Source organism: Streptosporangium subroseum, from assembly GCF_900188345.1.
In the GTDB taxonomy this organism is placed as follows: domain Bacteria; phylum Actinomycetota; class Actinomycetes; order Streptosporangiales; family Streptosporangiaceae; genus Streptosporangium; species Streptosporangium subroseum.
Genome location: NZ_FZOD01000040.1, coordinates 27,884 through 40,117 on the forward strand (window position 1 = coordinate 27,884; position 12,234 = coordinate 40,117).

Annotated in this window: 10 protein-coding genes; 4 read left to right on the forward strand and 6 right to left on the reverse strand. The window is 68.0% G+C overall.

Annotated features, from left to right (window positions below; translation table 11 throughout):
* Positions 1-57 precede the first annotated feature (57 nt).
* The 3 genes from CHC08_RS30905 to CHC08_RS30915 all read right to left on the reverse strand — a co-directional run bounded on the left by CHC08_RS30905 (position 58) and on the right by CHC08_RS30915 (position 4,111).
* Positions 58-1,146, reverse strand: coding sequence for a glycosyltransferase (locus CHC08_RS30905; protein WP_179282307.1), 1,089 nt, complete (start codon positions 1,144-1,146; stop codon positions 58-60).
* Between the two features lie 19 nt (positions 1,147-1,165).
* Entirely contained in the window at positions 1,166-2,428 is a 1,263-nt protein-coding gene (locus tag CHC08_RS30910; RefSeq protein ID WP_089210909.1) for a nucleotide sugar dehydrogenase, read from the reverse strand.
* A gap of 129 nt (positions 2,429-2,557) precedes the next feature.
* The gene (locus CHC08_RS30915; protein WP_245878664.1) at positions 2,558-4,111 is read right to left on the reverse strand and encodes a glycosyltransferase family 4 protein; all 1,554 of its coding nucleotides are present in this window, start codon (positions 4,109-4,111) and stop codon (positions 2,558-2,560) included.
* Positions 4,112-4,671: 560 nt separating this feature from the next.
* Between CHC08_RS30915 and wecB the strand changes: the two genes are divergently transcribed.
* The 3 genes from wecB to CHC08_RS30930 all read left to right on the forward strand — a co-directional run bounded on the left by wecB (position 4,672) and on the right by CHC08_RS30930 (position 8,887).
* On the forward strand, positions 4,672-5,841 hold the full coding sequence (gene wecB, locus CHC08_RS30920; protein WP_179282308.1) for a non-hydrolyzing UDP-N-acetylglucosamine 2-epimerase: 1,170 nt from the start codon (positions 4,672-4,674) through the stop codon (positions 5,839-5,841).
* Positions 5,842-5,904: 63 nt separating this feature from the next.
* Entirely contained in the window at positions 5,905-7,962 is a 2,058-nt protein-coding gene (locus tag CHC08_RS30925; RefSeq protein WP_089210911.1) for a glycosyltransferase family protein, read from the forward strand.
* 580 nt (positions 7,963-8,542) lie between these two features.
* Positions 8,543-8,887, forward strand: a complete 345-nt coding sequence (locus CHC08_RS30930) for a PRC-barrel domain-containing protein (RefSeq protein WP_089210912.1) — start codon at positions 8,543-8,545, stop codon at positions 8,885-8,887.
* 187 nt (positions 8,888-9,074) lie between these two features.
* Here the strand turns inward: CHC08_RS30930 and CHC08_RS30935 are convergent, their stop codons facing one another.
* Positions 9,075-9,269, reverse strand: coding sequence for a helix-turn-helix transcriptional regulator (locus CHC08_RS30935; protein ID WP_089210913.1), 195 nt, complete (start codon positions 9,267-9,269; stop codon positions 9,075-9,077).
* Between the two features lie 528 nt (positions 9,270-9,797).
* On the opposite strand from CHC08_RS30935, the gene CHC08_RS30940 reads away from it, so the two are divergent.
* Positions 9,798-10,082, forward strand: a complete 285-nt coding sequence (locus tag CHC08_RS30940) for a hypothetical protein (RefSeq protein ID WP_143653403.1) — start codon at positions 9,798-9,800, stop codon at positions 10,080-10,082.
* 397 nt (positions 10,083-10,479) lie between these two features.
* Here the strand turns inward: CHC08_RS30940 and CHC08_RS30945 are convergent, their stop codons facing one another.
* Positions 10,480-11,976, reverse strand: a complete 1,497-nt coding sequence (locus CHC08_RS30945; protein ID WP_089210915.1) for an SPFH domain-containing protein — start codon at positions 11,974-11,976, stop codon at positions 10,480-10,482.
* Between the two features lie 40 nt (positions 11,977-12,016).
* Complete coding sequence (locus CHC08_RS30950; protein WP_089210916.1) at positions 12,017-12,217, reverse strand: hypothetical protein; 201 nt, start codon at positions 12,215-12,217, stop codon at positions 12,017-12,019.
* Between the last annotated feature and the right edge of the window lie 17 nt (positions 12,218-12,234).

Genomic DNA, 12,234 nt, shown 5'->3' on the forward strand with positions numbered 1-12,234 from the left:
CAGGACACTACCGTTCTTGCGATCAGGCGGACATAAGCTGCTTCGCCATACCGGAGCTCAGCTCTTGACGCCTGCCCACGCCTCAAGCTGCGCGACGAAACGTCGGGCGGAGTTGGGCCAGTGATGGTTCGCACGGGCCGCCGCATACCCTCGCGCGCCCCGGGCATGCCGCTCCCGGACGTCGTCCCGCAGCCAGAGCACGGCCTGGGCCACGGCCTTGGGGTCCTGCCAGGGCACGACCATCCCGCTGTCGTAGCGCTCGACGAGCTCGACCGCGCGGGGTGAGGGGGTGGTGATCACGGGAATGCCGTGGGCCATGTACTCCACGATCTTCGTGGGCATGGAGTGCCGGTAGTTGGGCTCGTCGTGCAGCAGGGAGAGCCCGGCCAGCGCGCCGTCGAGTCGCTTGAGCGCCTCGTCGTTCGGCATGAAGTCGCGCCACTCCAGCACGCCCTCGGCCACCGCCTCGTTCAGTATCGGCCGCGACTGGGGGTCGGCGTAGCCGATCAGCTCGACCGCCACCCGGTACGGCTGGAGCAGCCTGCCCACCTCGACGGCCTCGCGCACTCCGCGGGCCTCCGACAACCAGCCGAGGTAGACGACGCGGTCGTCACCCGGCGCGACCACCTCGTCGGGCACCCAGGTCTCGTTCGGCACCACCAGGTGGGCCTGGCGGAACCGTCCGGCGTAGGCGGTCTCGGCCAGGAGCAGGTGCAGGTGCCGCTCGGCCGTCCCTTCGAGCATCCGGGCCAGGAATCGCACCGGGGGACGCAGGAAGGAGGGCAGCCAGGGCTTCAGCGACAGGGTCGCCGGGGTGTCCTCGTGCACGTCCCAGACCACCGGGGGCCGCCTGCGCATCCCCACGACCGCGAGCAACAGCTCGGGGTCGTGGATGACCACCAGGTCAACCTGCCTGCGCATGCGCTTGAACACCTTGCGGGCCGCGCGAACGGCCGTCAATCGCTTGCGTTCGGCCGCCCGGGGGAGGTCGACGCCGTTCACCCAGGATCGGGCCATGACGCCCCGCGCGCTGAAGGGCGCGGCATACGTGACCTCATGACCGGCATCCACGAGCGCGCGGATCTGCCGGTGCAGGATCCGGGCGTCCTCGGGGTGATGCACCACCGTCATGACGAGCACGTGCACTGCGCGCAGCCCTTCGTCGCTAGAGCCGCTCGACGCGTTCACCCTCGGCGAGCACGCCTCGGGTGTCGAGCACGAGTCTGCCGTGGTCCTCGACGATCGACAGATCGAAGGCTGCGTGCTGCTGAAGCAGCAGCGTCACATCCGCGTCTGCGACCGCCCTGGCAAGATCTTCTTCACGTGGCACCGAGGTGCCGTCCACGTGCCATTCCTTTACATATGGATCAACGAAGACGAGCTCCGCGCCGAGCTCCAGGAGCACGCGGGCGACCGGCACGGCCGGCGTCTCGCGCTCGTCGGCGATGTCCGGCTTGTAGGTGACGCCGAGCAGCGCCACCTTGGAGCCGTTCACGGCCTTCTTCTGCCGGTTGAGCAGCCGCTGCACGCGAGCGACCACGTAGGAGGGCATCCGCTCGTTGATCTCCTGGGCCAGCTCCACGAACCGGAACGGGTAGCCCAGCTTGCGCACCCTGTAGGACAGGTAGGACGGGTCGACGGGGATGCAGTGTCCCCCGACACCCGGCCCCGGCAGAAACTTCTGGAAGCCGAACGGCTTGGTGGCCGCGGCCTCGATGGACTCCCAGAGGTCGACACCGAGCTCGTCACAGAAGATCGCCATCTCGTTGACGAGGGCGATGTTGACGTGCCGGTAGGTGTTCTCCAGGAGCTTGGCCATCTCGGCCTCGCGGGTGCCGCTGACCGGCACGACCTGCTCGATGAACTGGGAGTAGAAGCCGACCGCGCGGTCCTTGCAGGCGGGCGTGTAGCCGCCGACGACCTTGGGGGTGTTGCGCAGGCCGTACTTCGGGTTACCCGGATCGATGCGCTCGGGCGAGAAGGCGAGGTGGAAGTCGACGCCCGCGACGAGGCCGTTGGCCTCCAGGATCGGGCGGGCGATCTCGTCGGTGGTGCCGGGCCACGTCGTGGACTCCAGAACCACCAGGGACCCCGCGCTCAGATTGCGGGCGACGGTGCCGGTCGCACCTTCCACCGCCGACAGGTCGGGACGATGGTCCTCGTCCAGCGGAGTCGGCACGCAGATGATGATGGTCCGGCTGTCTGCCAGCACGGACTCATCCAGCGTGGCCCTGAAACCGCTGACGAGCATGTGTTCGAGGTCGGCGTCGGTCAGGTCGTCGATGTACGAATGACCGGCGTTGAGGGCGTCCACCTTCTGGGGATCAACCTCAAAGCCGACGACCCGCAGCCCCGCCGCCGTGGCCTCCTTGGCCAGGGGCATGCCGACGTAGCCCAGACCTATGACAGCCAGGTCGTAGGCAGTCACTGGGAGACCCTGGAATGCCGGAAACAACACTTCATGGTCGCAAAGGCTATCTCAAGTCCGAACGAGCCACGCCTAATGCGATTGAACGCATCGCAAACGGCTGGTCTTCTCATCGTCAACACAAGACCATCAACCGGCAATGGATTGGTAGATGTCACGGTAAGTTTCGGCAATGCGGCTCCACGTACGCTTGGACGCCACCTCAGCCCGTCCAGCCTCACCCATCACGGCCCGCCGCTCCGGATCGTCACGCAGCCCCGCGATCGCCTTGGCGAGCGCCTCAGGGTCGCCTGCGGGCACCAGAAGCCCGGCTCCGTCGGTGCCCACGAGCTCCGACAGCGCCGGCAGATCGCTCAGCACGACCGGTTTGCCGAGAGCCATCGCCTCGACCGGTTTCAATGGTGTAACAAGTCGGCAAACACGCAGGTCCTCGCGAGGGCAGACGAAGATGTCGATGGCCGACTGCGCCTGCAGCGCCTCCTCGGGACCGACCCTGCCGGGCAGGATCGCGATGTCCCCCAGCCCCAGCTCCTCGACCTGCTCCAGCAGCGCCGCCCGCTCCACGCCGTCACCGACGAGCAGCACCTTGACCGGCGCGCCCTGGTCCCGCAGGAGCGCAGCGGCGCTGATCATGGTCGCGAAGCCCTCGTAGGCCACGATGCTCGACACGGAGCCCATGACGATCTCGCCGGGCTCGATGCCGTAGGAGGCGCGGAACGCCGCCCCGTCGTACTCGGCGACCAGCAGCGAGTCGTCCACCGCGTTGGGCGCCAGGAAGATCTTCTCCCTCGGCACACCCCGCTCGACGATCTCGGTGGCCATGGTCTCCGCGAGGGTGACCACGGCGTCGGCGGAGCGCATGATGAACGCCTCGCGGTCCCGCTGGAGCACGTGCCGCTGGCTGCCGATGCGCTTGGGGTCGCGGGACGCCCAGGTCTCCTCCAGGAAGCCCCGGACCTCGTAGACCATCGGCGTGCCCGTACGGTCCCGCACGGCGAGCGCCACCGAACCGTTGCGGTGGTCGGTCGCGGCGTGCAGCACCTGCGGCCGGAGCGTCCTGACCAGCTCGGTCACCTCACCGGCGCCCCGGATCATCCGGCCCTGGCTCTCGAACGGCACCTCGCCGCTCGGGATCAGCCGGTGGTAGGGGGTCCCGTCGATCTCCTCGTACGGCGTGGCGTCGGCGTGGCCCTGCATCATCGGCCAGCCCCAGCTGGTCACGACGTGCGGATCCAGCCCGGCGGCCCTCTGCGCGGTGACGATCCGGTGCGTGCGCACGGTGTATCCGGCCTGCGTGTACGGCAGGGCGTTGGTGACGCAGTGCAGGACCCGTCCCTGGATCCGCTCGCCCACGATCACCTTGGCCTTGGGCGGGATCGGGTTCGGCTGGATGGAGGCCAGCTCACCGGCGTAGTACTGGGCCCGGCGCTTGATGAAGGGGTAGCGGGTGTGCCCCTGGAGCACCGCGGCGGCCTCGGTCATCCGGCCGGCGTCGAAGTGCGCCTTCGCCTCGTCCCACGGTCCTCGCACGAGACGCATCCCGAGCTTGCGGACGACGACCTTGGCCCGGCGCGCGACGGGCCAGGCGAACCTGCCCACGACGGGACGCATCTTCGGCGGAAGCGTCTCCGCGGCCGCCTGCGCCACCCGCAGCGGATCCGACTTGACCTTCGTCACCACCACCCGGGAAACGATCACCGGATGCTTGGCGAACCCCCTGATGAGCCCGCGCAGACCGGCGCGGGCCGACCTCGCGGAGACGGGCTTCGCCGAAGCGGGCGCGGGCTCGGACGGAACGGGCTCCGCCGAAACCGGAGCGGGCTCTGCCGGAACGGCCTCGAACGGAGTGGTGTCCGTCGAGACCGGAGCGGGCTCCTGTGAATCTGGAACGGACGTCACTGAAACCGGAACGGGCTCGGAGGAAGCCGGAACGGGTTCTGCCGGAACGGGCTCGGGGGGAGCCGGAACGGGCTTCTCTGAGACCAGAGCGGGCTCCTGTGAATCTGGAACGAGCTTCACCGAATCCGGAACGGGTTCAGATGAATCCGGAACGGACGTCGCCGGAGCCGGAACGGACTCTGATAGAGCTGGAACCGACTTCGGTGAATCTGGAACGGACTCCGCTGAAGCTGGAACCGATTTCGCTGTAACCGCGGGGGAGTCTGGCCTGTTGGCATCGGATACCACGCCGTGACCGTACCATAGGCAACGTTTGCCCCACTGCCGTATGAAAGGCGAGGTCAATGAGGGACTTTGGTCCTCCGGGTACGACCGCGAGCCCTGAAAATCCCCTCGTCCTGCACGTGCTCGGCGCGCGGCCCAACTTCGTGAAGGCCGCTCCCGTTGTGCGCGCTCTCGCCGAACTGGGAGTGAGACAGGGGATCGTCCACACCGGTCAGCACTACGACGTGCTCATGTCGGACGTGTTCTTCGCCGACCTCGGGCTGCCCGAGCCGATCGCGAACCTGGGCGTCGGATCCGGCTCGCACGCGCGCCAGACGGCCGCCCTGCTGATCGGCCTCGAGGATGTCGTGCTGGAGCACGCGCCCACCCTGGTCGTCGTCTACGGCGACGTGAACTCGACGCTGGCCGCGATCCTGGTCTGCTCCAAGCTCCACATCCCGACCGCGCACGTCGAGGCGGGCCTGCGCTCCTTCGACCGGGAGATGCCCGAGGAGGTCAACCGGGTCGTCACCGACGCCCTCTCCGACATCCTCTTCGCCACCTCGCCGGACGCGCTCTCGCATCTGGCCGCGGAGGGCGTGGATCCGGCGCGTGTCCATCTCGTCGGCAACCCGATGATCGACAGCCTGTTCTCGGCGCTGGACCGTCTCGACCCCGCCCCGGTCCGCGCGCGGCTCGGGCTTCCGGAGCGGTACGGCGTGGCCACCCTGCACCGTCCCGCCAACGTCGACGACCCGGCCTCCGCGAAGGAGCTGGTCGACGCCGTACGGGAGGTGAGCGAGCGCCTGCCGATCGTGGTGCCGATCCACCCGCGGGGCCGCGAGCGCCTGGCCGAGGCGGGACTGGTGACCGGCGGGAACCTGTCGATCATCGACCCGCTGGGCTACGTGGACTTCCTGTCGCTCGTGCGGGGCGCGACCCTGGTCGTCACCGACTCCGGCGGCGTGCAGGAGGAGACGACCATGCTGGGCGTCCCCTGCCTGACCGTCCGGCCCAACACCGAGCGGCCGATCACCATCACCCACGGCACCAACCGGCTGGTCACCCCGGCGCTGCTGCCCGCCGCCGCCGACAGGGCCCTGACCGACGGCGCGGCGACGCCCTCCGGCGACCTGCCCCCGCTCTGGGACGGCAAGGCCGGGCCCCGGATCGCCCGGGTGATCGCGTCCTGGCTCCGCGGCGAGAACCTCTCCCCGGCGGGACAGGCCGTACCGCCCAAATCCCTTTAAAAAGGCTAATTAGGTACGGCCGAAGCCGTACCCTGGCACGACCCCGGATAAAGGCGAGCCCCCATGAGTGAAGAGACCCCTGAAGAGCCGAAGTATCAGCGTCTCGGGCCGATCAACTGGCTGCCCGAGGAGCGCAAGGTCGTCGAGCGCTTCGAGGAGCGCGTCCGGGACCTGGAGCGGCGGCTTGCCATCTCCGAAGCCCGGGCCGACTACGCCCAGTGGAAGCTGGAGTCCACCAAGATCCAGCGTCCCTACCGGGTGGCCGAGGTCCTGACCGGGGCCAAGGGAGCCGGGGTCGTGGCCCTGCCGGGCAAGCTGCGCTCGGCGATGCGGGCTCGCAAGGGGCCCAAGCCGCCCCGGCCGGTGTCCGAGGTGATCGAGGAGCTGAACCACCAGGGCCCGGCCGTGGACGTGCCGCAGGTGAAGTGGCCGGCGGGACCGATCACGCGTCCCGACATGAAGGTCGCCGTCATCCTGGACGACTTCTCCCGGATGGCGTTCAAGTACGAGTGGGACCAGATCGAGTTCGGGCTCCGCGACTGGCCGGAGATCTTCGCCGAGAACCGGCCCGAGCTGCTGTTCGTGGAGTCGGCCTGGCACGGCAACCAGGGCCGCTGGCGCTACCAGATGACCGGGAACAACGCCCCCAAGCCGGAGCTGCACGCCCTGATCGACTGGTGCCGCGCCGAGGGGATCCCCACGATCTTCTGGAACAAGGAGGACCCGCCGAACTTCGAGTTCTTCATCGACACGGCCAAGCTGTTCGACCACGTCTTCACGTGCGACGGCGACATGGTGCCCCGCTACCGCGAGGTGCTGGGACACGACCGGGTCGACGTCCTGCAGTTCGCGGCCCAGCCCCGGGTGCACAACCCCATCCAGGAGAAGCAGGGGCGCCTGCACGACGTGGTCTTCGCGGGCATGTACTTCAGGGACAAGCACCCCGAGCGCCGCGAGCAGATGGAGACCGTTCTCGCTCCGATCCGCGAGCTCGGCCTGCACATCTTCGCCCGCAACGGCACCGTGGACGAGAAGTACGCCTGGCCCGCCGAGTATGTCCCGCACATCGTGGGCGAGCTCCCCTACGACCAGATGCTGGCCGCGTACAAGATGTACAAGGTCTTCCTCAACGTGAACTCGGTCCTCGACTCCCCGACCATGTGCGCCCGCCGGGTCTTCGAGCTGTCGGCCTGCTCGACCTCGATCGTCTCGGGCTGGTCCCGGGCCATCGAGGAGACCTTCGGCTCGCTGATCCCGATCGCCCGCGACGAGCTGGAGTCCTACAACAAGGTCCTGCACCTGATCAACAGCCCCGAGCTCCGCGCCCGTCAGGGCCACCTGGCCATGCGCGAGGTCTTCGACAAGCACCTGTTCACCCACCGCGTGGACCAGATCCTCCAGGTCCTCGGCAAGCCCGTCGAGCCCCGGACCCGGTCGATCTCCGTGGTGCTGCCCACCAACCGCGCCTCCCAGCTGGAGCACGCGATCTCCTCGGTGGCCCGCCAGATCCACCGGCCCCTCCAGCTCGTGATGGTCCTGCACGGCCTCGACATCGATCCCGTCGTCGTCGCCGACAAGGCCCGCATGGCCGGCATCTCCGACGTCGTGGTGCTGCCCGCCGACTCCTCGCTCTCGCTGGGCGCCTGCCTCAACATGGGCATCGCCGCCGCCGAGGGCGAGCTGATCGCCAAGATGGACGACGACAACCTCTACGGCGAGCACTACCTGTCCGACCTCGCCCGCTCCTTCGACTACGCAGGCGCCGAGCTCGTCGGCAAGGGCGCGCACTACGCCTACTTCGAGGGCACCAACGCCACGATGCTTCGCATGCCGGGCCTGGAGCACCGCTACGCCTGGCTGGTCCAGGGCGGCACCTTCCTCGGCAAAGCCGACATGTTCCGCCACTACGGCTTCGAGGACATCACCCGTGGCGAGGACACCAATCTGGTCCGCCGGCTCAAGGAGGACCGCGTCAAGATCTACTCCGCAGACCGGTTCAACTTCGTCTACTGGCGCAGCGGCGACCCCGCGATGCACACCTGGCAGCCCGACGACCACAAGCTCACCCGCGGCGCGCAGTTCGCCTTCGGCGGCCACCCCGAAGACCACGTCATGATCTGAGTCCGTACGGCTGCCGCTCGAAGGCCCCGGTCCGGTTGACCCGGCCTTCGAGCGGCAGCCGTACGGTCATGCCGGTTTCGCCCTGTCCGCGGGAGTGGTGCGGAGGTTCCCACGGATCCGGACAGGACGCGAGGGCGACTCATTCCGTGTCCGGCACAGGGCGCGAGGACGACTCGTTTTCCGGTGCCCGCACAGGGTGCGAGGGCGACTCATTCCGGTGCCCGGCGGTTCGGGAACCTCGCCCGTGACGGCCCTTCCTCTGATTTTGCTGAGCGTCGGCGACATACTCGCCATGCGCCATGGACGCGTATCCCGGTGACACCGATCCTGCCGGTACATATACGCTGGAAATTATCCAAGCCGATATGTTTAGATTAATGCAAACCATTTTATCGGCATTTTTACCCATATCGATATGGCGAAGCATCGGTCAATACTCTGGGGACATTTTTGGGTCAGGGTTGAAATCCATACATCCGCGCCCGGGGCCGCGTATGCGCACCCTTCTTATTTGTTTAATGCGAGCACGCGGGGTAGAGCGATGAGTGCCCCACCATCGCTAAGGAAAGAGGGTCCGATCATGATCGAGAACATGTGGGACTACAGCCCCCAGGCTTACAGCGACGACCAGAAGCTGGACCTGGTCGGGTTCGACGTCGAGGCCACCGACGGCAAGATCGGTTCGGTGGACGAGGACAACAACGTGGTGGGCGACAGCTATATCGTCGTCGACACGGGCTTCTGGATTTTCGGCAAGAAGGTCGTGCTGCCCGCCGGCACCGTGCACCGGGTGGACCCCCAGGAGCGCAAGATCTATGTCGCCCGCACCAAGGAAGAGATCAAGGACGCGCCGGAGTTCGACGAGAAAACCTACAGGGAGCCCGGCTACCGCGACAGTCTTAGCGGTTACTACGGCACGCTGTAGTCGTTAACCCCCAGTGGGCTCTTCCTCCCCCGGAAGAGCCCATTTCGCATTTATCAACCTTTTCCCGACCCTCCAGTACTCCAGCCGCAGATCGTGAGGTCGGGCGAGATCGGCGACATCGCCCGTGCGGCGCTTGTCCCCACCCGTTTCGAGCACGACTTTCCAGCGGTGACTCGCCGAGATCACCTCATTGATCGTCGAGGAAGAGCTCTTCGATCCTCAGGTTGAACAGCTTGGCGAGACGAAAGGCGACCGGAAGGCTCGGGTCGAACTTCCCTGTTTCGATCGCGTTGATCGCCTGCCTTGACACGCCGGCACACAGAGCCAGGTCAGCCTGCGTCCAGGCGCGTTCGGCCCGAAGGTCCTTGATGCGGTTCTTCATCGGTACCTGATCTTGCCGACGAAGATGGCGATCGAGGGCGAGTGGAGTGACCCAGTCCCGCCGATCAGCGCGGGACCTCACGGAACCGAGGGTCAGGGCGTGCCTTCGAACGCGGACCCGGCCCTCCAGCTCAGGCTTTCCCTCGACAGGGTGATCCGGCCCACAACCATGGAGAAGGACAAAGGACCGGCAGATCGGCGGAATCCCCGGCGCAAAGAAGGTCATCAGCCCTGTGAACAACCTGCCTGGACGGTGCGATCCGGTCCGTCGGCGTCCGGTCGAGGCTGATCTCCACTGCTGGATATAACCGAGCGTGCCTCACATCCTCCCCTCGGTTACCGTCCGTTTCCGAAGGGTAATCGGAGCGGCTCAAGACTTTGGATTTCCACGGAAGACCACCGGACTCTCCCCGCCTACCGTGAGATCAGGGTTCCGCGCCGTGTCGGCGGCGTCTTCGATGCCGATCCGGCGTTCCGCCGGCCCGGGCGTCGCCCGGGGCGCAGCTGATCAGACATGGAGTGGTACGTCATGATCAACATCAGAAACGTCCTGGGGGCCGGGATAATGATGGCCTCCGCCCTGGTCGCACCCACGATGATGTCCGCCCCCTCCGTCGCGGCCGTCACCGAGACCGTCTCCGCGTCGCCTGCTCTCCCGTCCGTTCAGAAGCCCTGCCGGAAGGCCAAGAACCCCGCCAGGTGCCGTGCGCGGCGCGCCGGCAACAGCACCGTCGGCGGTGGCGGGCTCAGAGGCGGTATCGGCTCCGGCGGCAGCGGCCCCAGCGGTAGCGGTCACAGCCGCAGCAGGGACTGACCCACCGGGCGTTACCGCGCCCGGGACGGTTCCCCGGTGGCTGACGGGAGAACAGCCGATTCCAACGGCCCGGCAGCTTACGTGTTCGCCGCGTTCGGTCTCGCTCGCCGACGGTGTGTGGACGATGTGACGGGAGGCGCCCGGGTTCAACCAGCGTTTCACCGCCACGCTGAGCGCCGACGTCCGCACCGTGGACGCGCGATGGGAGATGTCGGCGGACGGCGTGACGTGGAACCTCGATTTTGAGCTGACCTACACCCGCGACCGATGAACGAGGGTCCCACCGATCACCGCGCTCATCCTGGACGCCTGCCGTACCCGGACTCGGGGACGGTACGGCAGGCAAGCGAGTGCGGGTGTCATGCGTCAGCGCTGAAGCCGGTACGGCGGCCGGGGGTCAGGGGGTGGTGTCCGCGGGCCGCTTGGCGGCTTCGGGCTCGACGCCGTTCGCGAGGGGGGCGGGGGTGGCGCCGTTCAGGAGGGAGCGGGCGAGGCCCAGGCCGGTGCCGCCGAGGGTGAGGGCCTTGGCCAGCATCTCCTCGATGCCCTGGGCGCCGTTGAGAACGACCATGTGATCGACGTTGCCGAAGGCCTTGGCGCCGGCCTCGACGATCTGGGGCCAGTTCTCGGCGAGCTGCTGGGCGATGACCGCCTCCTGGTTGTCCGCCAGGGCCTCCGCCCGGGCCCGGATCGCGGCGGCCTCCGCCAGACCCTTCGCCCTGGCGGAGGCCGCCTCCGCCAGACCCTGTGCCTCTGTGGCCTCCGCCAGCGCGAAGCCGCGGGCCCTGGCCGCCTCGGCCTCGCCCGTACCGGTGGCCTTGGTGGCCTCACCGGCCGCCACACCGCGCAGCCGTACGGACTCCGCCTCGGCCGCGGCGGCCTGCTTGACCTGGGAGGCCTGCGCGGCGGCGCGGAGCTCGGTCTCGCGGGCCTCGGCCTCGGCCTGGGCGATGCGGGCGTCGCGCTCGGCCCGGGAGGCCGTCACGGTCTCGTACGCCTTGGCGTCCGCGGGCTTGCGGACCTGGGCCTGGAGCCTCTGTTCGGCCAGCGCCGCCTCAAGCTCGGCCGCGCGGGTCTCCTGGACCACGACCTCCTGGCGGGCCGACGCCTCCGACAGCGGACCGGCCTGGCGGGACCTGGCCTGGGCCTCGTCGATCTCGGCCTGGTAGGAGGCCTGCTTGATCTTTGAATCACGCCAGGCGGAGGCCTTGTTGGCCGCGGCGACCTGCTCGGCCTCGGTGGCCTCCTGGTCGCGCTGGGCCTCGGCGATGCGGGCGGAGGCGGCGATCCTGGCGGCGTGCGGCTTGCCGAGGTTGGTGATGTAGCCGGTCTCGTCGTCGATCTCCTGGATCTGCAGCGAGTCGACGATCAGGCCGAGCTTGATCATCTCATCGGCGGCCGAGGCGCGGGTCTCGCCGGTCAGCCGTTCGCGGTTGAGGATGAGGTCCTCGACGGTCAGGTTTCCGATGATCGAGCGCAGGTGACCGGTGAACAGCTCGTGGATGGCCCCGTTCATCGAGTCCTGCTGGTCGAGGAAGCGGCGGGCGGCGTTGGCGATGGAGTGGAGGTCGTCGCCGACCTTGTAGATCACCACGCCTCGCACCACCACCGGGATGCCCTGCTGGGTGACGCAGGAGACCTGGAGGTTGGCCGCGCGGCTGTCCAGGCGCAGGCGGCGTGCCGTCTGGAACCCGGGGAGCACGGAGGTGCCCTTGCCAGTGATGATCTTGAATCCGAGACTGTCGGTGAGCTCAGTCTTGCCCCGGGCGCCGAGGCCGGAGATGATCAACGCCTCGTTGGGCTCGGCCACCCGCCAGACGGCCTTGAACAGCAGGATGAGGATGAGGAGGGCGGCAAGGACGACGCCCCCGATGACGAAGTATTCCGTGGGCATCGCGGCCTCCGCGGTGAGGGGGTGGGGAGGAGAGGGGAGGTCAGACGAGCGCGCGAGCGACGTAGACCGTACGGGGTGGGAAGTATTCGACGATGACGACGATCGAACCCGCGGAGATCTCCTCGTCGGGGACCGTGGGATGCGCGTAGAACGCCTCGACGCCCCCGCGAACCGCCACCATCACCTCCCCGACCAGGCCGGGACCGATCTTTCCGGTGACCCTGCCCTGCTTACCGACCACGCGAGACTCCCCGTCCA

Coding starts and splice junctions, on each gene's coding strand:
- wecB (WP_179282308.1), top strand. CDS start 4,672: ATGAGGGACTTTGGTCCTCCGGGTACGACCGCGAGCCCTGAAAATCCC.
- CHC08_RS30925 (WP_089210911.1), top strand. CDS start 5,905: ATGAGTGAAGAGACCCCTGAAGAGCCGAAGTATCAGCGTCTCGGGCCG.
- CHC08_RS30930 (WP_089210912.1), top strand. CDS start 8,543: ATGATCGAGAACATGTGGGACTACAGCCCCCAGGCTTACAGCGACGAC.
- CHC08_RS30935 (WP_089210913.1), bottom strand. CDS start 9,269: ATGAAGAACCGCATCAAGGACCTTCGGGCCGAACGCGCCTGGACGCAG.
- CHC08_RS30940 (WP_143653403.1), top strand. CDS start 9,798: ATGATCAACATCAGAAACGTCCTGGGGGCCGGGATAATGATGGCCTCC.
- CHC08_RS30945 (WP_089210915.1), bottom strand. CDS start 11,976: ATGCCCACGGAATACTTCGTCATCGGGGGCGTCGTCCTTGCCGCCCTC.